We start from the raw sequence: 21857 nt of genomic DNA, 5'->3' as shown, positions 1-21857 counted from the left end.
CATGAGCATGCTAAAATTCTCCACCTGTCGGGTATCCGAATCATGCGTCGATGGGCTCATGCGCCTGAGTCTGGAGGTCGCTGCTCACGAGTGTGCGGCCCGTCTGTCGAATGTGAAGTCGTGATGCGAGACGCTATTCGAATCGTTATGCGAGTCAGGAGTCAGTGTATGTCATCGATCGTGCTGCTGGACGGCGGCATGGGCCAGGAGCTCGTCCGTCGTGCTGGCGAGCCGCCCACCCCGCTCTGGTCCACCCATATCCTCAAGCAGCACCCCGATCTGGTGCAGGGCCTTCATGAAGACTTCATTCGGGCCGGCGCTCGAGTGATTACCCTGGCGACCTATACCGCCACGCCGGAGCGCCTCTCCCTTGCCGGACAGGCCGAGACTCTCGAGGTGCTGCATCAACGGGCGCTGGAGCGGGCGCAAAAAGCGGTCGCCGCCTGCGGCGAGGACGTGGCGATTGCCGGCTGCCTGCCCCCGCTGGTCGCCAGCTACCGGCCCGATCAGTCACCCGCTGGCGAAGTAGCCGTGCCCAGCTATCGGCGTATGGTGGCTGCCGGCGAAGGCGTTGATCTGTGGCTGTGCGAGGCGATGGCTTCCCTTGACGAGATGCGCTCGGCGGTAACGGCGGCATCGGAGACGGGCCTGCCGGTCTGGGTCGCAGTAACGCTCGATGATGCGCATCCCGACCGGCTGCGCAGCCATGAGCCGCTGGCCGACGCGGTGGCGCTCGCGGAATCGCTCGGCGTGCAGGCGCTGCTGCTCAACTGCAGTCAACCTGAAACCATCGAGGCCAGTCTCGACGTGCTGACCGGTTTCTCCGGGGCGACCGGCGCTTATCCCAATGGGTTCACCTCCGTCGAGGCGTTGGCCCCCGGCGGCACCGTCAGCGCGCTTGAGGCACGCCATGACCTTGACCCCGAGGCCTTTACGCGCACGGCAACGCGCTGGATCGATCACGGCATCGAGATCATCGGTGGCTGCTGTGAGGTGGGGCCTTCGCATATCGCGCGACTGGCCAAGGCGCTTGGCGAGCGCGGGCATGCGCTGGTGCGGCCCTGAGGCCAGCTTCTTCAGGCCGCGATACCCGAACCGGGTGATAATGGCCAATGGAACGAAGGCGAGTCTGATACAGGGCAAGCGAGTCGGGTCGACAATAGTGAGGGGCCAAGGGCGGCATGGTAGCATGCTGCCCTTCGGTGCAGGTTCGGCCTGCGCAAAGCCTCGGTGAAGGGAGAAGACATGCTGGCGGTATGGGTAGAACAGTTGCTGGGCTTCGCCTCCGGCGCACTGACGGCGATTCGAAACAACGAGCATTACCCGTCCTTTATGGCCTGGGTGCGCGAAGACGGCCCGGCGCTGGTCGGTGGCAAGCTCTCGCTGGCACAGGCGCTGGGCCCGGAGCTGTGGTCGCAGACGCCGCTCGAGCGACTGGATTTTGCCTGCGAGCCGTTGGCGCGTCCGGGGCGCAACGAGCCCTGCTGGTGTGATTCCGGGCTCAAGACCAAGCAATGTTGCGGGGCCGAGCGCTTCCCGGGGCCTATACCCGGTCACCTTATGTGGATGCTGTCGCTGCGCGAATGGAAGGGCGACACCCTCAAGGCGGCGCTGGATAGCGGTCGGGCGCCGGCCCAGGCGCTGCTCGAGGCAGGGCTGATTGCCGCCGAGGGCGGCCAGCGAGGCCGGGCCCAGCAGATTCTCGAGGCGCTGTTCAATACCTCCGATTGGGAACGTCTTCCGGAGCAGGCCGAACCGGCCTTCGAGCTCTTGATCGATCTCTATCAGGAACGCGGCTTTCATAAAAAGCGCACCGCACTGCTTGATGATGTGCTCGATCGAGGCCCGCTCTTCCTGCGCGGCGTGGCGCTCGAGCGACTGTGCCTGATGTATCTCGACGACGATGACCTGGCAAGCGCCCGTGAGGCCTTCGTGCGCGCGCAGCAGGCGCTGCCTGACTCGCCGACCCTGGCCTATATCGAGGCCATGCTGTTGCTTCACGAAGGCAACGTCGAAGAGGCCGCCGAGCGGGCGCGGTTCTGGTTCCGTCGGCTGTCGCGCCGCGGCGATCTTGATCCAGAGCAGCTCGAGTTCCTGGCCGACCTGGCCGAGAACCCAGGCGCCACCCTAGCCGAGCAGATGGTCAGTTCCGAAGAAGATCTGGCCGACCCCCTGGCGGCCCTGCAGGCGCTGCTCGAGTCGCTGCCGACCGCGCCACTTCTCGAGTTCACGCGCACCGCCGAGGGCAGCCTCGAATTCCATACGACCGCCCGTCAGGACACGCTGTTTGCCGCCTGGCAAAAGCACTTCCAGGTGCTGGTCGATGAAGAGGCGGCACTGGGCTTCGTCGATGACCCCTGGCCCCATGCCAGCGACTGGCTTGGCGAGCTGTGCGCGCATCCCGAGTGGCTCGATTCGCCCCAGGTCGTGCAGTCGCTGACGCTGGCCCTGACCAGCCGCTTTGGTAGTCTGCCGTGGATGGCGCCGAGTCTCTTCGAGCCACTGGCAGTCCGTCTGGAGCGCTGGTTGACCCAGCTCGAGAGCGAAGGGGGAGGCGACTTCGAATGGGACGCCGCCGATAATGCCGTTCTGCTGCGCACCGGCCTGGCGCTGGTGGTGGGCATGGAACGTGGCGCCCGTGAGCGCTCCCGGGAGCTCGCCGAGCGGCTGCTGACGCTGGACGCCCAGGACTCGCTGGGGCTGCGTGAGCTGGTGCTCGACCAACTGCTGCGCGAGAGCCGCAACCACCGGGCCCTCGAGGTCAGCCTGCAGGCCAGCGAGACACCGCCTCTGCTGGGTGTGCTGATGGGCCGGGTGCTGGCGCTGTATCGTCTCGAGCGCCTCGATGAGGCCCGCGAGGCGCTCGAGGAGGTTCGCCGGATCAACCCTCACGTGATGGCGATGCTCTGCGACCCACGTGGTCGCGAGGTGCGCGGCCGCCAGGCAGATGCCCCCGAGCCCGGCAGCCGCGCCGAAGCCTGGCAGTATCGCACCCTGATGCGTGATCAGTGGTCCAATACCCAGGGTGCTCTTGGCTGGCTGGATGCGCAGCGCCATAGCCTCAAGTCCTGATGGCGTTGGTCACGTCTACGCCGAATAAGCCTAAGCCCTAGTCGGCCTGGGCTAGCGTTACCCATCGTCCGGTTTCGGGCGATCACAGATCGGGCCGCGATGCATATCGCGGCCCGATCTGCATCAGTTGCTGGGTGTCGGCTGGGCCAGCAGCGCGGAACGACGGTGGATCCACAGGGCCAGCAGGATCGCCGGCAGGCCGAGGGCCGATGCTGCCACGAAGAAGGTGGGGTAGCCCTGGGCGGCGACCACCATGCCGCCGAAACCGCTTAGAAACTTGCCGGGTAAGGTCATCAGCGACGAGAACAGCGCATATTGGGTCGCGGTGTAGGCTCGCGAGGTCAGGCTCGACAGGAAGGCGATGAAGACGGCACTTGCCAAGCCATTGGCCAGGTTATCGGCGGTGATGGTTGCCACCAGCATCGGCAGGCTGTCGCCGGCCAGGGCCAGCGAGGCGAACAGCAGGTTGGTCAACGCCGCCGCCATGGCACCCAGCACCAGGATCGGTCCGATTCCGTAGCGCACCACCAGCAGCCCGCCAAGAATCCCGCCCCCGATACTCATGGCGATGCCGAAGACGTTGGTGACGTTGGCAATGGTGGCCAGCGAAAAGCCCAGGTCGATATATAGCGGGTTGGCCATCGAGGCCATCGCCAGATCGCTGATGCGAAAGACCCCGACGAAGACCAGCAGCCACAGGGCCTTGACGCCATGACGGGCGAAGAAATCCGTGAAAGGGCAGACCACCGCGCCAATGGCCCAGGCACCGAGACGACGCAGCCCCCGGTGGCGACCGCGGGTCGCCCGCAGGAAGGCACGCACCCGGGGCTCGTGGATCAACTGTACCGACAGCGGCGACCGCTTGGGCTCCGGGCGCAGCAATACCGTCAGCATGCCGACACTCACCAGCGCGGCCATGGCGAGGTAGGCGGCCTGCCACGAGACCAGCGAGGCAATGTATAGCGCGCCAGCGCCGGCGGCGATCAGACCGCCCCGATAGCCGATGATGTAGGTCGAAGACATGGCGGCCTGGACTTCCTCGGCAGCGGACTCGATACGAAAGGCATCGATGGCGATGTCCTGGGTGGCCGAGCCGAAGGCCACCAGCAGAGCGAATGCCGCTACCACGGGCAGGTGGCCCTGAGGGTCGAGGCTGGAAAGGCCTACCAGCCCCGCGGCGATCATTGCCTGAGCGAGCAGCATCCAGCTGCGTCGCTGGCCGAGCAGCGGTGTCAGCCAGGGCAGCGACAGACGGTCGACCACCGGCGCCCAGAAGAACTTGATCGAATAGAGGATGCCGATCCAGGAGAAGAAGCCGATGGCCGCCACCTCGACGCCGTCGCTGCGCAACCAGGCCGAGAGGGTGGAGAAGACCAGCAAAAACGGCAGGCCGGCGGAAAACCCCAGGAACAGCATGGTGATGACCGGTGCGCGCAGGTAGACCGCCAGGGCGTCGCGCCAGCTTCGGCGTGGGGATAACGAGGGCATCAAAACACTCCGGAAAAGGGTGGGGCTTACACGTGGTCGGTGGGGCAATGCTAGAATGATGTCTGACCGCGTCGCATGACGCTATGGAAAATCAAATACCTATCGCTGTTCATGGACGGCGGCGACAGGCCGTTAGTCGCCAGATGGCCGTTTATGAAGTCCACGATGTACGTGCGCCAAGAGCGACGAATACGCTAAGTGTGACAATCGCTGCAGTCGCTGCCAAGGATGCGCGCGAGGAGAAGGGAGACTTATGAGTGATGCCATTGATGGCCAGGGGCATGATGCCGATGGCGTCGAGAGCGATGCCATTGCGCGCTGGTATGTGATCCAGTGCAAGGGAAGTGAGTCGTTTCGTGCCGCCGAGCATCTCGCCAATCAGGGCTTTGATGTCTTTCATCCGGTACTTGAGGTGCAGAAGAAGCGCCGTGGCAAACTTGCCTGGATTGCAGAGCCGCTGTTTCCCTATTATCTGTTCATTCGCCTGGATCGCATCGCCAGCAACTGGCGGCCGATCCGCTCGACTCGCGGAGTGCTCAAACTGCTGACCTTCGGCGACGAGCCGGTGGCGGTAGCCGATAGCCTGATCGAGACCCTGAGGCGCAATGCCAGTACATCGCCGGAGAACGAGACGGCCAACGTCTATTTCCGCGCCGGCGAGAGCGTCGAGATCATCGAGGGTCCCTTCCAGGATCTCAAGGCGGTCTTTGAATCCCAGAAAGGCGAGGAGCGTGCCATCGTGCTGCTCAACATGCTGCACAAGCAGCAGCGCTTGGAAATGCCCATCGCCCAGCTACGCCGCACCCAGTGAACGTAGGGCTGCGCGTCCAGTATTAGGAGTGTTCTACATGCAAATCGCCCCTCATCGGGTCGTCAACCTGCACTATCGCTTGACGGATGCCGACGGCACCCTGCTCGATGACTCCCGCGCCCGTGAGACTCCCCTCGAGTATCTACACGGCCACGTCAATATTGTGGCTGGCCTGGAGAGCGCCCTAGAGGGCCAGGCTCCCGGCGCTACCCTGAGTGCCACCCTGGGCCCTGATGACGCCTATGGTCAGCGAGACGAAGCCAAGGTGCAGGAAGTGGGTCGAGGCTCGTTTCCGGTCGCCGAGTTGACCCCCGGCATGCGCTTTCAGACCCCCGGTGAGGATGGCCCTCAGGTTGTAACGGTGCTTGAGGTCGGGGCCACCCAGGTCACCGTCGACACCAATCATCCGTTGGCAGGCGAGACCCTCACCTACGATCTTGAGGTTTTGTCGGTGCGTGAAGCGACTCGGGCGGAGCTGGCCAAGGGCCATCCGCTGCCGGAAGGCACCGATCATGCCAAGGTCGAAGATCGCAAGGTGCTGTGACGGCGGCGCGCAAAAACTGATCCACATCAAGCCCTTGGAGTGCTATGTGGCCGAGGCTTGAGAAAATTGATCCAGATCACCCCCCTTCCTGTCGCCGCCCGTTAGAGTGACGCCATCACGTCGCGGCAGGAGCAGTGCCTGTACTGGGATGAAAGCGTGGTTTTCGGACTGGGCACCCTGGGCTTGGTGATCGCCTTCATGATCGGCTTGTTAGGCTTCGTGAGGCGTGATCATCGGCGCAAGGGGAAACATCGGCACTGAACGGCGAAGACGCCCGCAGGGGAGTCCAAGTCGCGCGACATGAGTCGTCAGGGGAAGGGGGCATTGCCTCCTGTGGCCGGCCTTCGGGTCGGCTTTTTTATGGCTATACGTTTTGTGGCGGTTCACTTTTCTCCCTCGCGCAGTGTGGGCACTTCCCTGGCCTGAGCGTTGACGTGAGGGCTGAAGAGAGCTGACGTGAAGGATGACGTGAGGGGCTTAGGGCTGGCGTAGCATCACCGCATCGTGAAGGCGAGCCAGGCGCCCCAGTAAGCGGTTGCGCGGGCCGGCGGGCACGTCCTGGTCGACTAGTGCGGCACGCAGGTGATCGACTACGGCATTGAAGTGCGCGTTGGTGATGCCCATCTGCTGGTGGGCACGAGCCATCGAGGGACCCGCGTAGTCACAGGGGCCGTCGCTGATATCGCATAGCTGGGTGGCGAAGGCCTCGGCGAAGTGATCGATGTTGGTATTGGCGAAAAAGTCGACGATGCGCTCGTCCCCGGCAATGCGATAGAGAAAGTCATTGACCACGGCGTCGATCACAGGCTTTCCGCCAAGAGCGGCATACAGGCTGTCGTCACTGGCGTTTGCCACAGCGCGTGAGCCGGCGTCGTCGGTGCTCGCCTGATACTCCTCTGCACTGGGGGCGGGAGGGGAATGAGCGCAGCCGCCCAGCATCACAAGGCCGACGATCAGCAGGGCCGGCCTCCATGCTGCTTGGAAAGCACTGACTCGAAAAGCATCGCCGCCAGAGGCATCGTCTCGATAAGCGCGGCTCCGAGAAGCGCCGCCCGTTGGAGTGTGAAAACAGCCGATCATAGCGCCACCTGCAGCGAGAGATAGCCGCCTTGCTGATCGGCCAGGCCGGCGATATCGCCAAGATCGAGCCAGGCTCCGGTCAGCGAGACGTGCTTGTTGAAGAAATGTGCCACATAGACGTCGCGCCAGTCGTTTTCGGCGGCGACCCCCAGGTTGTCGGGTTTCTGGCGATACTCGACGCCGACGACCCAGTCCGGCGCCAGCATCAGCCCCAGCGAGCCCTCCACGACCAGTGACCGACTTGCCTTCTGATCGCCGCCGAATCCCAGCAGCCCGCCCTGGTTGGCGCGGGTCGAGCGCAGGGTCAGGTTGGTCAAGAGGTTCCGCCCGCCAACCGCCGCGAACCAGAGCTTGCTCGTCGCGAGATAGATGTCGGTGCCTGCCGTATCCTTGGCGCCAAGCGCCTTGGCCAGTTCGCCATCGACCATGCGCTTGTGCTGCACCCCCAGACTCCAGGTGCCCCAGGTGTCATACAAAGGGTCGCCGTAGAGGCGCAGCTTGGCGCCGAGGATGTCCTGCTCGAGGCGACCGCCCAGGGTGTTCAGATCGAAACGTTGTCGGGCCAGCGATAGCTCAAGGCGGTCCTGGATGTTGCCGGCGATACCGGCTACCCCCAGGGTGTAATCATCGACTCGCGCCTGGCTGACGCTGGCCGTGGCGGCGAACTCGCCTTCGCTCGCGGTGCCGGCCAGCACCCCCCAGGGCGATATCCCGCCCCCTGCCGCGCCCTCGACCTGGGTGACGCCGCCGGTGGCCAGCAGGCGGCTGCCCGCCTGGGTGGCAGGGGAACTCAGCAGGGCAAGAATGGCCAGCATGATGGGGGCAAAAGAGAACCCGGATCGCCTCATCCTCAGGCTCCTTGTGTCGGGGGTTGCTGGGCTTGATAACGCTCGACCCATAAAGTGACCTCGTCTGCGGGTAGTGGCCGGGCAATCAGATAGCCCTGCAGGTAGTGGCAGCCGAAGCCTTTCAAGATGGTGCGGCTTGCCTCGGTCTCGACGCCCTCTGCCACGACCTTGAGGCCGAGGTTCTGGCCGAGCTCTATGGTCGAGCGCACGATCACCTCATCGTCGGGGGAGTCATCCAGGCGCAGGATGAACGACTTGTCGATCTTGAGCTCCTGCACCGGCAGCCGCTTCAGTTGGGCGAGGGACGAATAACCGGTGCCGAAGTCGTCGATCGCCAGCGTCATGCCGGCGCCGCGCAGCTCCTCCAGATGACGCGTGGCGAGTGCAGGGTCCTTGATGATGGCGCTCTCGGTCACTTCCAGCCCCAACTGGTCGGGCACTAGGCCGTTCCTCTCAAGCACCTCTTTCAGTCGCGCTGTCAGGGTCTCGTCCATGATGTCTTCGGCCGACAGATTGATGGCCACGCGCAGACCGTGGCCCTGTGTCTGCCACTGATGAAGCTGGGCGCAGACGGTTTCGATCATCCAGCTACTGAGCATGCGGATATTGCCGGAGCGCTCGGCCAGGGTGATGAACTCGTCGGGTGGAATGAAGCCGAGCGTCGGGTGCTCCCAGCGCATCAGTGCCTCGAACTGGACGATATCGCCGTTCGTTGCCAGTACCTTGGGCTGGTAGACCATGGTCAGCTGGTGCTGTTCTACCGCGTCATGCAGGTCGCGGATCAGGGTCAACTGACGCAGGTGCCGTTCGTCCTGGCCGGCAATGTAGCGCTGGTGGGCATGGTGATGATGGCGGGCGATGTCCAAAGCCACGTCGGCGCGTCGCATCAACAGGTGCGGAGTGTCGCCATCCTCGGGAAATCGCACCTCGCCGAACGACAGTCGTGGACGGATGGGTGATCCCTCCAGATCGATTGGCTCGGCGAGCTCATCCTGGAGCGCCTCGAACCACCCGGGCGGGCAGGACGGGGCATCCAGGCGCAGCAGGAACTCGTCCCCGCCGATGCGGTAGGCCTGCACGGTTGGTGCCGGCAACCGATCGAGCCGGCGTGACAGCGTGATCAGTACTCGGTCGCCGAGGGCGTAGCCGAAGGTGTCGTTGATGCGGCGAAAGTCACCGATCGCCATACGCAGAAGGGTGAAACCACTGCCTTTTTCGATATCGTCCTGAACGTCGTGCTGCGCAGACGTGCGGTTGGGAAGATCAGTCAGAATATCATGCCGAGACTGGTGCAGGAGGCTTGCCTCCCGCTGTGCGATGTCTTCCTGCATGGTCATGAGTGTGTCCGCGAGCACACGCATTTCGCCATGCTGACCAGACTTGAGGTCGGCTATACGCTCGCCCTGGCCGATACGCCTGGCGGCATCGGCGAGTCGGCGCAGCGGGCGGCTGATGCCTTTGGCGCTGAACGCCGCGACCAAGGCGGTCAGCGTCAGGGTGGCGGCGAACAGCGCCAGCAACTGCCATTGAATATTACGATAGGGCGCCAGCAGGCTCGTGCGTGAGGCCTGGATCAGGGCGAAGGCTTCATCCTCACCGGCGCGGCGCAGCAAGCGGGCGCGGGTCAGATAGTCGGCGTTTGCATCCAGTTCCGCGACGGAACCCATGCCATCAAGTGCGCTAAGCAGTTGAGTCAGCTCTTCGGGCGGCAGGTCAGCGCGAGACGTCGCCGTATAGCTTGCCTGGTCCTGACCGAGGTGGTGGCCAATGAAGCTGACCGGCAGCTGGGTGAGGGCATCGATCTCTTTGGCGAGTTCGGCATCTAGCCGAAAGCCCATACCTGCCCAGCCGATCAGGTTGGGCGCACGCACGGGTAACAGGACGAACTGGTAGGGAATCCCGTCTTGCAGCACCACCTCGACGCTGCCCTGGCCTTCCTGAGCCGCGCGCCACAGCCCCTTGAAAGGCAGCTGGCTGCCGGTCTCGTGATGGCTGCTTGCCAGCAAGCGCCCGCTGGGGTCGGTGAGCAGCACCATATCTGCCTCGGCGCGGCTGCCATGATTGATCAGCACCGATTCGAGCGTGGAGGTGTCCTTGGTGGCCACGGCACTCTTGAAACCGAAGTCGTCGGTGAGGATGTCGACCGTATCACGCAGCCGCTGGCCGCGCGCATCGAGCACCTCGCGCAGCACGCTCAGGCCGACGTCCAGGTCGCGCTGGCCGGATGCCATGATATCGGCGCGGATGGCGCTCAGGGTGGCGGCCGCGGTGACGACCTGAGCCAGTATCACCACCGAGAGCATGGTAATCAGCAGGCGGGAGCGGAACGTCATGCGGGCCTCACTGGCTCAAGGCCCGATTGAAGCGCTGTTGCAGCGAAGACTGCTCAGCCGCTGGTTTCGCTGCGACCGAAAGCGATAGGGAGACGCTGCGCAGGTCGCTGGCGCTGACCGGTCTGGGTGCCTCCCACCACTGCTGATGGGTTTCTTCAAGGCGAGGGTGCCATACCCGCAGTCGGTGCTCGCCAGGTGGCAGGTCCTCCAGATTGACTTGCCCATTCTCGTCGGTGATGGCGAATTTCGCGGCATCGCTGACCACGATGAAGGCCTGCATATGGTCGTGGATGTTGCAGCCGAGTACCGCCACCCCGGCAGTATCGAATGGCACGGGCGGCGGCGTCTCCTGTCGGTAGAGGTTCAGGTCGAAGACACCGGTGGGGGAAAAGGAATAGACATGGTGGCGAGTGGTGTCGCGATTGGGAAAGCTGACGCGGCTGCCTACGCTTACGGCACTGACATGGGGATGAAAGGCGGCATTGCGTTGATAGACGTCCACCGATGAAGGGGCCGCCTTGGAAGCGCCCTCAATATCTACCTCGACCACCGCTTCTGGAAGCGGTTTGCCGGTTGCGGCATCGGTTACGGTGATGCGGGCGGCCTGTGCGGCCAGGCTGCTCAAGAGGCCTGTGGCCAACAGCAAGGAGCTCAGCAGTACGTGAGGGGCTCTGGTCACATGGGTTCCTTTTCTCACAGGCGTTTCACAGGGATTTCGAGGCAGCCAGAGCATCGTGTCACCTGCATCATCGGTGCTATAAGCAGCACAAACTGTTTTTCTGATAAAGCGTGAGTGCATCAATACCGGTGATAACCGGGCAGATCAAGGGGGCTGCCACCAGTGCTGGTGCCAGGCCCTCATCACCCGCTCAGGGTACCAAGTCTCGCCCCGGCTGCCGTTGTAGCGGGCCAGAGCGCGAGTCAGATCACCGTCCTCCACGTCCAGGTAGTGGGCGAGGATGGTACAGCCATAGCGAAGGTTGAGCAGAGGGTCGAAGAGGTCATCCTCGGGGCGCCCCAGAGCTTCGACCCAGAACGGCATCACTTGCATCAGACCCTGAGCGCCAGCACTGGAGACGGCATTGGACCGAAAAGCGCTCTCGACCTGAATCAATGCCATCACAATGCCGGGGGCTAGCCCCGCCAGCCGCGCTTCCTGTTGGATGTTGTCCAGCAGGCGTGAGCGGCGTGCGGGGTCTTCGATGTAACGGGAAAGTTGTGTCGCCATGGTCGAGCGCCACTGGAGGTCCGCCCAGAGGTCGATGGCGGGCCTTGGCGTGTCGAGTACGCTTTCCAGCGTCTGGTGAAGGGGCGCGGAATAGCCCGGGCCAGTATCAGCCTGGGCCAGGGAGTCGGTCATCAGCAAAGCCGAGCCCAGTATGGCCAGGCTCAGCAGCGCTGTGCGTGGCAGGCGGGGCCCGGCGACAGGCATCAGCCGATGCGAGAGCGCAGGAAGTCGACGATGGTGTCGGCAGGCACCATGGTGGCCTCTTCATCGCGACGTCCCTTGTACTCGAGTTCACCCTTGTCGAGGCTGCGGTCGCCGATCACTAGGCGATGGGGGATGCCGATCAGCTCCTGGTCGGCGAACTTGACCCCGGGGCGGATATCCCGGTCGTCGAGCAGCACATCGATGCCCTGAGCCTTCAGCTCGTGGTACAGGCGTTCGGCGGTCTCGCGGACCCGTTCCGACTTGTGGGCGTTCATGGGCACCATGGCCACTTCGAAAGGCGCCAGCGCATCCGGCCAGATGATGCCGGCGTCGTCATGGTTCTGCTCGATGGCAGAGGCCACCACCCGGGTCACGCCGATGCCGTAGCAGCCCATCCACGGGTGCACCGCCTTGCCGTCGTCGCCAAGCACGGTGGCATTCATGGCCTGGGAGTATTTGGTGCCCAGCTGGAAGACGTGGCCGACCTCGATGCCACGCTTGATCGCCAGTTCGCCCTGACCGTCCGGCGAGGGGTCGCCTTCGACCACGTTGCGGATGTCGGCGACCTTGGGCAGTGCCAGGTCACGCTCCCAGTTGATGCCGAAGTAGTGCTTGTCATCGATGTTGGCGCCGGCGCCAAAGTCGCTCATCAGCGCCACGCTGCGGTCGACGATCACCGGCATGTCCAGGTTGACCGGGCCCAGCGAGCCGGGGCCCGCGCCCACGGCGGCACGGATTTCGTCCTCTGTCGCCATGGTCAGCGGCGCCTTGACCTCGGGCAGGTTCTCGGCCTTGATCTCGTTGAGCTCATGATCGCCACGCACCAGCAGGGCGATCAGGCCACCGGCGTCGGCATGAACCATCAGCGTCTTGATGGTCTTCTCGATGGCGAGGCCATGCTTGTCGACCAGCGCGGCGATGGTCTTGGTCTCGGGGGTATCGACCAGGCGCAGTTCTTCGCTCGCGGCAGCAGCAGTGACCTGACTGCCCAGCGGTGCTGGCAGGGCTTCTGCCTTCTCGATGTTGGCGGCATAGTCGGACGCGGTGGAGAAGACGATATCGTCCTCACCCGAGTCGGCCAGCACGTGGAACTCGTGGGAGCCGGTGCCGCCGATGGAGCCGTTGTCGGCAATCACCGGCCGGAAATCCAGCCCCAGACGGGTGAAGATGCGCACGTAGGCGTCATACATCGCCTGATAGGTCTCTTTCAGGGAGTCTTCATCGATATGGAAGGAGTAGGCGTCCTTCATGATGAACTCACGCGAGCGCATCACCCCGAAGCGCGGGCGGATCTCGTCGCGGAACTTGGTCTGGATCTGGTAGAAGTTCGACGGCAGCTGCTTGTAGCTCGAGATCTCCTTGCGCACCAGGTCGGTGATCACTTCCTCGTGGGTCGGCCCCACGCAATAGTCGCGGTCATGGCGATCCTTGAGGCGCAGCAGTTCCGGGCCATACTGCTCCCAGCGGCCGGATTCCTGCCACAGTTCGGCGGGCTGCACGGCCGGCATCAGCACTTCCTGGGCTCCAGCGCGATCCATTTCCTCGCGGACCACCCGCTCGACCTTGCGCAGAGTGCGCAGGCCCATCGGCAGCCAGGTGTAGAGCCCCGAGGTCAGACGGCGAATCATGCCCGCGCGCAGCATCAGCTGATGGCTGATCACTTCGGCGTCGGCGGGCGTTTCCTTGAGGGTGGAGAGCAACAATTGGCTGGCGCGCATGGGTCCGGCGTTTCCTTCGAATCTTGAACGGGCACCGGCCGGCCTGATGGCCGGCGGGCAGAGTTACACGTATTGTACGGTGAAGCCCGGGTGGCGGCAAAAGCCTGTTGGGTGGGTGCCGCGTGGTCCGTGTTAAAAATGTCGATGTATTAGACAATTGCCGATAAAATCCGGATATCGATAGTGGAGTTATGATTTACGTGCAATCATTGAGCTTCCGAATTATCAACCCTGAGCGACGGAGGACCCCGGGCGTGCATGACGAGACCACCATTCAGGAACGTTGCCGCTGGCCCCATTGGCGTGATCGGCTGTGCAGCGCCGACGAGGCCGCCGCGCTGATCACCGACGGCATGACGGTGGGCATGAGCGGCTTTACCCGCGCCGGTGAGGCCAAGGCAGTGCCGCTGGCGCTAGCCGAGCGTGCGGCCCGCACGCCTCTCTCCATCACGCTGATGACGGGCGCCTCGTTGGGCAACGACCTGGATCAGCGGCTGACCGAGGCCAAGGTGCTGTCGCGACGCATGCCCTTCCAGGTGGATACCACCCTGCGTCGCGCCATCAATGCCGGCGAGGTCATGTTCATCGACCAGCATCTCTCCGAGACCGTTGAGCTGCTGCGCAACCGTCAGCTCGCCGATCTCGACGTGGCGGTGGTTGAGGCCTGTGCCATTACCGAGGAGGGCGGTATCGTGCCCACTAATTCGGTGGGCAATTCGGCCAGCTATGCGATCCTGGCCGACAAGGTGATCATCGAGCTCAACCTCGATTCTCCCGCCGAGCTGGAGGGGCTCCACGATATCTATATCCCGCAGATGCGCCCTACTCGCCCGCCGATCCCCGTGGTGGCGCCGGACTCGCGCATCGGCACCCCCTACATCCCCATCGATCCCGCGAAGATCGCCGCCATCGTCGTCACCCATGGCCACGACAGCCCCTCCACGGTATTGCCACCGGATGTGGATACCCGGAGTATCGCCGATCAGCTGATCGGCTTTTTCACCGCCGAGGTGGAGGCCGGGCGCCTGGCAGCCTCGCTGCTGCCGCTCCAGGCAGGGATCGGCAGCATGGCCAATGCGGTGATGAGCGGGCTGGCCGAGGGCCCCTTCGAGCACTTGACCATGTACTCTGAGGTGCTGCAGGACTCCACCTTCGATCTGCTGGACGCCGGCAAGCTGGAGTTTGCCTCGGGCTGTTCGATCACCCTTTCCGAGGCGTGCGGCAAGCGGGTATGGCCGCGTCTGGACGACTACCGTGACCGCCTGATCCTGAGGCCCCAGGAGCTCTCCAACCATCCTGGCATCGTGCGTCGACTGGGCATCATTGCCATCAACACCGCGCTGGAGTTCGACATCTACGGCAACGTCAACTCCACCCATGTCTGTGGCACTCGGATGATGAACGGCATCGGGGGCTCAGGTGACTTCGCCCGTAACGCCCAGCTGTCGATCTTCGTCACCAAGTCACTGGCCAAGGGGGGAGACGTCTCGAGCGTGGTGCCCTTCGTCAGCCATGTGGATCATACCGAGCACGACGTGGACATCCTGGTCACCGAGCATGGTCTGGCCGACCTGCGCGGCCTGGCTCCCCGGGAGCGGGCAGAGCGGGTGATCGAGCACTGTGCCGATCCGCTTTACCGTCCAGCGTTGCGGCGCTACTTCGAGCAGGCCAGGGAGCGTGGCGGCCATACGCCCCACTGCCTGGAGCAGGCACTCATCTGGCACGTGGCCGTGGAGCGAGACGGGCATATGCGCAGCTTCCGGGCCGATGAGGAGATGAAGGTCACCGCCTGACGGCCGCTTGCCTCAGCGGTGGGGCATTGCTTCGGGCCGGTAGCCTTCCAGCAGCGCCCAGAGGATCGCCGCGGTCTCGGCATCGGGGAGCCCGCGGTAGTCCTCCGGGCGAAAACGCATCTGGAAGGCGCGCAGCGCACCTCGGGTCGCTTCATCCAGGACCTCGCTTTGTTCCAGCGCGAAACCCCAAGCTGTAAGCCCCAGCTGCAGGTCGCCAAGCGAGGGTGGGGCTTGGGTGAAGTATCGATGATAGCGGGCGACCCTTGCCGGATCCGGCCAGGGGCCAATGCCCGCCGCGTGAAGCCGCTTCCAGGGAAAGGCCGGGCCGGGATCGATCTTGCGGGTCGGGGCGATCTCGGCATGACTCAGCACTGCGGTGGGGGCGATGTCGTGGCGGGCGATGATGTCCCGGGCGAGCGCGATCTGCGCGGTGACCTGGGCGTCGGGGAAGGGCGCCCAGGTCACGTCCGCACCGTCCTTGAGGTCTGCAAAGGGCCGATCCGGCCCCGCATTGACGATCTCGATGCCAATGGAGGTATCGTTGAGATTCTCACGCCCCGCCCAGCCGCTGGCACCGGCATGCCAGGCCCGCCGTGACTCGTCGACCAGCTGGTAGACAGGGGGCGGCTTGCCGCTACGCGGCGGGGGGATCAGATAATGGCTGCTGACCCGCGGACCGGTAAGAGCGCTGAGCGAGTCGGCCTCATCGGCATCGGTGTAGTGGATCACCAGGTAGCGCACCCGGCTCGAGTGAGACGTTGCGGTATGGCGATGATCGACGCTATAGCCGTCGCGAGTTTCTACTGCCGGGGCTGCGCAGGCACCAAGTCCCAGTCCCAGCAGTAAAATGACGAAGAGTCTGCCCATGAACTATTGGCCTTGATCATTGACGGTCAGGGGAGTGAATAACGTCACCTGTTGGGCTTGAGTAAGACAGGGCGCATCAGATGCGATCCCCTTACCTGTCAATCTTGAGTCACCATGATAGCCCTAAGAGGCCACGACGGTGGGGCCTTTATCATGCCAGGCGATCAGTGTGGCAGGTCGGTTTGCTCGCCTGGGGAACGACCCTGGACATGGGTCGATAGCGGCAAGGAACCTGCTTCGATTCCTTGAGGTCAGGCTCGATACGCTGACGGGCCTGACGACGTAAGCCGCTTCGCGCGACATGCAGGACGTGGCTGGTCATGCATGCAGTGATCAGGCCATCGCGCTGGTTTCCTCCCGATCGGTCCGGGTGACCGTTCGGCTTATCACCCGGTTGCGGCCGGTCTCCTTGCATTCGTAGAGGCCGGCATCGGCGGTGGCAATGATATCGTCGAGGCTGACCGGTTCGCCGGAACGGGTGACGGCAACGCCGATGCTGACGGTGACCACGTCGGTGACACTGGAGGCTTCGTGCTCGATACCTACTGCTTGCAGCATGCCACGCATGGCCTCGGCCAGGCGCACGGCTTCCTCTTCATCGGCATCGAGCAGCACCACCAGGAACTCCTCGCCGCCCAGACGTACCACGATATCGGTCTCGCGCCGGAAGGTATCGCGCAGCACGTTGGCGATCTCGACCAGGCACTCATCGCCTGCCTGATGACCATAGAGATCGTTATATTCCTTGAAATGATCGACGTCGATCACCAGCGCTGACACCGCATGTAACCAGCGACGGCTAAGAGGCAGGGCGATATCGAGACGCTGTTCCAGCAGCCGGCGGTTGCCAAGTCCCGTGAGCGGGTCCTTGATCGCCTGTTCCTGCAGCTCGCAGTTGGCCGCGCATAGGTGGTCGACTCGCTGTGCTAACCGGTCCGCCAGCGATCCATGCATGGTCTGACTGGGTGGCAAGCGCTCTGGGTTTGAGCCTCCGTCCAGAGTGTCGATGCGCGCGATCATCTGCCTCAAGGGGCGTCGGTAGCGGTGCTCGAGCGACCACCAGGCGATTACTACGACGCTGGCAGGCATGATGAGGAGTAGCAAGGTAGACATGAATATCGGCTCGTCCATGACCGTGAGTGACGACGAGGTCGGCTAATTAGCGCATCTTTCTAATATGCAGACCATCGGCCGGGATGCCCATACCTTTAATCACATTTGCTTACTTAACGACACGCTACGACATGTTCGCGCTAAATTGCAGGCTCGCGAGCTGCCTATAGAGTGCGCTGGACTCCAAAAGGCTGGCGTGGCTTCCCGATGCGATCAGTCTTCCCTGGTCGAACACCAGCAGGCGGTCGGCGGCGATCACTGTCGCCAAACGGTGGGCGATCACCAGGCTGGTGCGCCCTTGCATCAGGCGGTCCAGTGCCTCCTGGACGACGCGTTCGCTTTCCGCGTCCAGCGCGCTGGTGGCCTCGTCCAGCAGCAGCACTCGCGGGTCTCGCAGCAGGGCTCGGGCGATGGCCAGCCGCTGTCTCTGGCCGCCCGAAAGCTGCACCCCACCGGGCCCCAAGGGAGTCTCGAAGCCATCCGGCAGGGCCTCGATGAAGCTCAGAGCATTGGCGTCTCGGGCTGCCTCACGGACTTCCTGAAGGCTCGCTTCGGGCTTGCCGTAGCGGATGTTGTCGGCCGCGGAGCCCGAGAATAGCACTGGCTCCTGCGAAACCAGCCCCAGCTGGGCCCTCAAGGTGTGCGGGTCGAACTCGCGAAGATCGATGCCATCCAGGGTAAGGCGTCCGGCCTGGGGGTCATAGAAGCGCAACAGCAAGTGAAGGAGTGTGCTCTTGCCGGCGCCAGAAGGCCCGACCAGCGCCACCCGTTCACCGGGGCGGATATGCAGGTTGATGCCATCAAGCGCTGGAGTGCCTGGACGGTTAGGATAGGCGAAGCGCACTGCCTCGATGCCGATTGCTCCCTCGACCCGGTCGGGCAGCGTTCGCGGCACGGCAGGGGCTGTGATCGTCGGGCGGGCGTCGAGCAGTTCCAGCAGGCGCTCGGCAGCGCCGGCGGCACGCTGTACATCACCGGCAACCTCGGCCAGCGCCGCTACGCCACCGGCGGCCAGCACCGCATAGAAAACAAACGCCGATAGCTCGCCGGCACTCATGTCGCCAGCCAGCACCGCATGCCCCCCTTGCCAGAGCATCAGGCCGACGGCCGTGAAGACCACCAGCATGGCGATACCGGTCAACCAGGCTCGCTGACGAGTCCGGTTGATGGCCGTGGTGAAGGCGGTCTCGACCCGGGCACCGTAGTCGCGTCGGTCGATATCCTCATGGCCGAAAGCCTGGAGCGTGCGGATGCCGGTCAGTGCCTCGCCGGCGTAGCGGCCAAGCTCGGCGACCTGGTCCTGGCTCGAGCGCGACAGGCGTCGGACCCGGCGCCCGTACCACAGGATGGGTAACAGCGTCGCAGGAATGCCCAGTAGGACAACCGCCGAGAGCCAGGGCTGGGTGGCCACCATCATGATCACCGCGCCGATCAGCATGAGCAGATTGCGCAACGCCACGGACAGTGACGAGCCAAACAGGCTCTGCAGCACGCTGGTGTCGGCGGTCAACCGCGACTGGATCTCTCCGGCACCGCCATGACCGGCTCCGCCGGCGGTGGCCGATTCCTGCTCGAAGAAGGCCGGCTCGAGGGTCAGCAGATGATCGAACACCTGGCGACGAAGGTCGCCGGCCAGCCGCTCGCCGATCCAGGTGACCAGGTAGTAGCGAAGCGCCGAGGCCCCGGCAAGCAGAGCAACGATAACCAGTAAGCCAAGCAAGGCCTGATTGAGGCGCGCGGCATCTTCAGCGATGAAGCCTTGGTCGATGACCATCTTGAGTCCCTGACCAACCAGCAGCACGCTACCCGAAGCCACCAGCAACGCGACTGCCGCCAGTATCAGGCGGATGCGGTAGGGGTTTAGCAACGAAAGCAGGCGAAGCAGGATGCGTGGATGCGGTCGTGATGTCATGGGGATATGTCAGGGCCTCGGTGGAACTGCAAAAAAGCGGTTAAAGAGCGATGAAAAAAACAGTGAGAAGAAGCCTCAAGAGCGGCGGCAACTTGATAGGGCGCTCTGCCTTGAAGGCAGCGGGGCGCTTGGCCATATTACGAGCGACTGACCGCTTTCTGACAATTTACGACTGAATCAATTCTTGGAGACATCATCATGACTGACTCATCAAACGACGCGACCGCCGACAGTCTGACACTGGCCTGCCCGCATTGTGCCGCCTTGAACCGGGTGGCACAGGCTCGGCTGGCTCAGGGCCGCTGTGGCAAGTGTAAGCAGGCGCTATTCACCGGCGCCCCCGTCGAACTTAACGGCGCCAACTTCAATGCCCTGGTCAATCGCAGCGATCTGCCGGTGGTCGTGGATTTTTGGGCGGCCTGGTGTGGGCCCTGCAAAGCGATGGCACCGATCTTCTCGCAACTGGCCGGTGAGTTGGAGCCGCGGATGCGCTTCGCCAAGCTGGATACCGATGCTGAACAGGCACTGGCCGGGCGCTTCAACATCCGCAGTATTCCCACCCTGGCGGTGTTCCGTCACGGCCAGGAAGTCGCCCGCCAGGCTGGTGTCATGCAGGGGCCACAACTGAAGCAGTGGCTGGCCCCGCACCTGCTTTAACGCATGCCTGGCAACGAATCTCGGCGGTGGACGTTGGCGCTGATAACGGAGCGCAGCGTGGGGAGCGCGATTGCTTGATGAGCATGCCATTCTGATCACCTAAAAATGGCAAGCTGTATAGAATACGAAGGTGGTGATGGCGTCATGAGTTGGCTTGGCGGTGGAACCCGGTTAATATTAGCATGCTAACATTTTTTCTCGCAGTGATTCTCAAGCAAATCGTGTTGTCACTGTCGGGCGTGCTTCTACTGTCATTTCCGGTTTCCCATCATGCGTTCTACTCTCTTTCTTCGCTGGCGCTGGATAGGCGCCTGGACCCTGGCCAATATGCTGTTGGCCTGGTCGATCGCCAGTCGCTATGTCGACTACATCGAACCCAGCGGGCTTGCTCAGTGGGGCTACCTGGGGCTGGTTTTTGCAGGCCATATCTCGCTGCTGGTATGGCTGGGTGCACTGCCGCTTTTCGTGCTCGCACCGCTGGTGCGTGGGCGGGTGATGTGGCTATTCGGAACGCTCTGGGCCAGTTCGCTGCAGTTGCTGCTGCTGCTCGATACGCTGGTCTACGATCAATACCGTTTCCACCTGAGCGGCTTCATCCTCGATCTGTTGGTCAACGCTGGCGGAGACGTCTTCAGCTTCTCATGGGTGGCCATCTCGATCACCTTGGCGGGGATTCTGGGCATGCTGGTGCTGCAGGGCGTTCTTGGGCGCGTGCTCAAGAAGCGCAGCACCGGTGGCGCCAGCCGATTCGCGTTTGTGCTGACCTTTCTGGCACTGGTGGGCGTACATGGCTGGCATGCCTGCGCGGATGCCTTCTATGACCAGAAAATCACGGCCATGACCCGCCATTTTCCGCTGTTCTATCCGGCAACCGCCAAGCGGTTCTTTATCGAGCAGGGCTGGGTCGATGTGCAGGCAGTTCGCGATAACGTTGAGCTGGGCGCGTCGTCCAAGGCCAGCCATGGCCTCAATTATCCTCTTGCCCCTCTAGCGTGTCGTGCCAGCGAATCACCGGACAACGTCATGTTGGTGGTGATCGACACCCTGCGTCACGACATGCTCAACCCGACAGTGATGCCGAATCTGTACCGCTACGCCCATAGCCCCGGCTGGATCAGTGCCTCAGAGCATTTCAGCGGTGGCAATTCCACCAAAGCCGGCGTGTTCAGCCTCTTCTATGGGCTGCCGGTGAACTACTGGGATGCCTTCACGGCGAGCCAACAGCCGCCGGTGCTGCTGGACACCCTCGAGTCCCAGGATTACCGCTTCAAGGTGCTGTCGTCGGCCACCCTGGTCAGTCCTGCCTTTGATCGCAACGTATTCTCGGGGCTCGATGATGTCTCCCTGAAGCCCGCTGAGGGCGAGCCCTGGGAGCGCGATCAACAGATCACCGAGGACTGGCTGGCGTGGAACGCACGCAATGACAAGGTCGATGGCCAGAGCGGTGGCCAACGTGACGAGCCAGGCAATGGTCAACGGCCATTCTTCGGCTTCCTGTTCTTCGATGCCGTCCACGGCTATAGCAGCCCGCCAGATTTTCCGCGTTTCACTCCTTACTGGGAGACCGTCAACCATTTGGCGCTGGGCCCTGATTTCGATGCCGAGCCTTATTTCAATCGCTATCGCACTGCGGCTCACTATGTGGACCAGCAGCTCGGCAGAGTGCTGGATGACCTGAAGGCGCTCGGTCTTCTCGAAAACACGGCGGTGGTTATCACCGCCGATCACGGCGAGTCCTTCAACGAGCATGGCAAGAACTACTGGGGACACGGCAGCAACTACTCCCGTGAACAGGTCGAGGTGCCCCTGGTCATGCATCTGCCAGGGCATTCGGGGGGCGAGATCGACTACCGTACTCAGCATGCCGATATTGCGCCGACGTTGCTCGAAGAGGTGCTGGGCTGTGAGGCTGCCCCACAGCGCTATACGCTGGGACATAACCTGATCAAGGGGGCTTCTTCGAAGGACTGGATGCTCTCTGGCAGCTACATGGGCTACGGCATTCTGCTGCCGGATCGCCAGGTGGACGTCGAGCCGACTGGCCGCTTCCAGGTGTACGACTACCAGATGCAGCCGCTCAATGCGGCCCGTCCTGACGCGTCGACGTCTCAGGAAGTCCTCAAGGCGCTGTCACGCTTTTATCGCTGAGTGCTTTTATCGCAGACTTCTTGTCATTGAAAAGAGCAGGG

General features: G+C 63.3%; 18 protein-coding genes. 8 read left to right on the top strand and 10 right to left on the bottom strand.

Features of this window, described 5'->3' with window-relative positions; translation table 11 throughout:
- The first annotated feature begins 168 nt into the window (after window positions 1-168).
- Window positions 169-1065 carry a homocysteine S-methyltransferase family protein gene (locus Q2K57_RS00750; RefSeq protein ID WP_304525914.1) on the top strand — a complete coding sequence of 299 codons (897 nt, stop codon included), beginning with the start codon at window positions 169-171 and terminating at the stop codon, window positions 1063-1065.
- A gap of 180 nt (window positions 1066-1245) precedes the next feature.
- Complete coding sequence (locus tag Q2K57_RS00745; RefSeq protein WP_304525913.1) at window positions 1246-3072, top strand: SEC-C metal-binding domain-containing protein; 1827 nt, start codon at window positions 1246-1248, stop codon at window positions 3070-3072.
- A 123-nt stretch (window positions 3073-3195) separates the two neighbouring features.
- On the opposite strand, the gene Q2K57_RS00740 is transcribed toward Q2K57_RS00745, so the two are convergent.
- Window positions 3196-4560 carry an MFS transporter gene (locus tag Q2K57_RS00740; protein ID WP_304525912.1) on the bottom strand — a complete coding sequence of 455 codons (1365 nt, stop codon included), beginning with the start codon at window positions 4558-4560 and terminating at the stop codon, window positions 3196-3198.
- Window positions 4561-4813: 253 nt separating this feature from the next.
- Here Q2K57_RS00740 and rfaH point away from each other — a divergent pair, with 253 nt between their 5' ends.
- The 3 genes from rfaH to ccoM all read left to right on the top strand — a co-directional run bounded on the left by rfaH (window position 4814) and on the right by ccoM (window position 6176).
- A complete protein-coding gene (gene rfaH, locus Q2K57_RS00735) occupies window positions 4814-5371 on the top strand; it encodes a transcription/translation regulatory transformer protein RfaH (protein WP_112054947.1) in 558 nt (185 codons plus the stop codon).
- Between the two features lie 37 nt (window positions 5372-5408).
- Window positions 5409-5915 (top strand): peptidylprolyl isomerase, encoded by a 507-nt coding sequence (locus Q2K57_RS00730; protein ID WP_112054946.1) that lies wholly within the window; start codon window positions 5409-5411, stop codon window positions 5913-5915.
- A 114-nt stretch (window positions 5916-6029) separates the two neighbouring features.
- Window positions 6030-6176: a cytochrome c oxidase subunit CcoM gene (ccoM, locus tag Q2K57_RS18310; RefSeq protein WP_369700317.1), complete on the top strand. Its 147-nt coding sequence runs from the start codon at window positions 6030-6032 to the stop codon at window positions 6174-6176.
- A gap of 216 nt (window positions 6177-6392) precedes the next feature.
- Here the strand turns inward: ccoM and Q2K57_RS00725 are convergent, their stop codons facing one another.
- The 6 genes from Q2K57_RS00725 to Q2K57_RS00700 all read right to left on the bottom strand — a co-directional run bounded on the left by Q2K57_RS00725 (window position 6393) and on the right by Q2K57_RS00700 (window position 13326).
- Window positions 6393-6719 (bottom strand): group 1 truncated hemoglobin, encoded by a 327-nt coding sequence (locus Q2K57_RS00725; protein WP_304525911.1) that lies wholly within the window; start codon window positions 6717-6719, stop codon window positions 6393-6395.
- A 272-nt stretch (window positions 6720-6991) separates the two neighbouring features.
- Window positions 6992-7843: a DUF3034 family protein gene (locus Q2K57_RS00720; RefSeq protein ID WP_304525910.1), complete on the bottom strand. Its 852-nt coding sequence runs from the start codon at window positions 7841-7843 to the stop codon at window positions 6992-6994.
- Window positions 7844-7845: 2 nt separating this feature from the next.
- Window positions 7846-10176 carry a bifunctional diguanylate cyclase/phosphodiesterase gene (locus Q2K57_RS00715; protein ID WP_304525909.1) on the bottom strand — a complete coding sequence of 777 codons (2331 nt, stop codon included), beginning with the start codon at window positions 10174-10176 and terminating at the stop codon, window positions 7846-7848.
- Between the two features lie 7 nt (window positions 10177-10183).
- The gene (locus tag Q2K57_RS00710) at window positions 10184-10855 is read right to left on the bottom strand and encodes a Cupredoxin (protein WP_304525908.1); all 672 of its coding nucleotides are present in this window, start codon (window positions 10853-10855) and stop codon (window positions 10184-10186) included.
- Window positions 10856-10999: 144 nt separating this feature from the next.
- The gene (locus Q2K57_RS00705) at window positions 11000-11536 is read right to left on the bottom strand and encodes a lytic transglycosylase domain-containing protein (RefSeq protein ID WP_304525907.1); all 537 of its coding nucleotides are present in this window, start codon (window positions 11534-11536) and stop codon (window positions 11000-11002) included.
- A gap of 71 nt (window positions 11537-11607) precedes the next feature.
- Window positions 11608-13326 carry a proline--tRNA ligase gene (locus Q2K57_RS00700; RefSeq protein WP_304525906.1) on the bottom strand — a complete coding sequence of 573 codons (1719 nt, stop codon included), beginning with the start codon at window positions 13324-13326 and terminating at the stop codon, window positions 11608-11610.
- Between the two features lie 254 nt (window positions 13327-13580).
- On the opposite strand from Q2K57_RS00700, the gene Q2K57_RS00695 reads away from it, so the two are divergent.
- Window positions 13581-15119 (top strand): acetyl-CoA hydrolase/transferase family protein, encoded by a 1539-nt coding sequence (locus tag Q2K57_RS00695; RefSeq protein ID WP_258396214.1) that lies wholly within the window; start codon window positions 13581-13583, stop codon window positions 15117-15119.
- Between the two features lie 12 nt (window positions 15120-15131).
- On the opposite strand, the gene Q2K57_RS00690 is transcribed toward Q2K57_RS00695, so the two are convergent.
- The 3 genes from Q2K57_RS00690 to Q2K57_RS00680 form a co-directional block, all read right to left on the bottom strand.
- Window positions 15132-15986, bottom strand: a complete 855-nt coding sequence (locus tag Q2K57_RS00690; RefSeq protein ID WP_112054939.1) for an N-acetylmuramoyl-L-alanine amidase — start codon at window positions 15984-15986, stop codon at window positions 15132-15134.
- A gap of 333 nt (window positions 15987-16319) precedes the next feature.
- Window positions 16320-17099, bottom strand: a complete 780-nt coding sequence (locus Q2K57_RS00685) for a GGDEF domain-containing protein (protein ID WP_304525905.1) — start codon at window positions 17097-17099, stop codon at window positions 16320-16322.
- Window positions 17100-17223: 124 nt separating this feature from the next.
- Complete coding sequence (locus Q2K57_RS00680) at window positions 17224-19011, bottom strand: ABC transporter transmembrane domain-containing protein (RefSeq protein ID WP_304525904.1); 1788 nt, start codon at window positions 19009-19011, stop codon at window positions 17224-17226.
- 198 nt (window positions 19012-19209) lie between these two features.
- On the opposite strand from Q2K57_RS00680, the gene trxC reads away from it, so the two are divergent.
- Together trxC and Q2K57_RS00670 are read left to right on the top strand one after the other, a co-directional pair.
- On the top strand, window positions 19210-19668 hold the full coding sequence (gene trxC, locus Q2K57_RS00675) for a thioredoxin TrxC (RefSeq protein ID WP_304525903.1): 459 nt from the start codon (window positions 19210-19212) through the stop codon (window positions 19666-19668).
- 270 nt (window positions 19669-19938) lie between these two features.
- A complete protein-coding gene (locus tag Q2K57_RS00670) occupies window positions 19939-21816 on the top strand; it encodes a DUF3413 domain-containing protein (protein WP_304525902.1) in 1878 nt (625 codons plus the stop codon).
- The last annotated feature ends 41 nt before the right edge of the window (window positions 21817-21857 follow it).

The organism is Halomonas sp. I5-271120 (assembly GCF_030553075.1).
Classification (GTDB): domain Bacteria; phylum Pseudomonadota; class Gammaproteobacteria; order Pseudomonadales; family Halomonadaceae; genus Onishia; species Onishia taeanensis_A.
The sequence above is the reverse complement of the archived record's forward strand: the minus strand, read 5'-3'. Positions and strand labels throughout refer to the sequence as shown.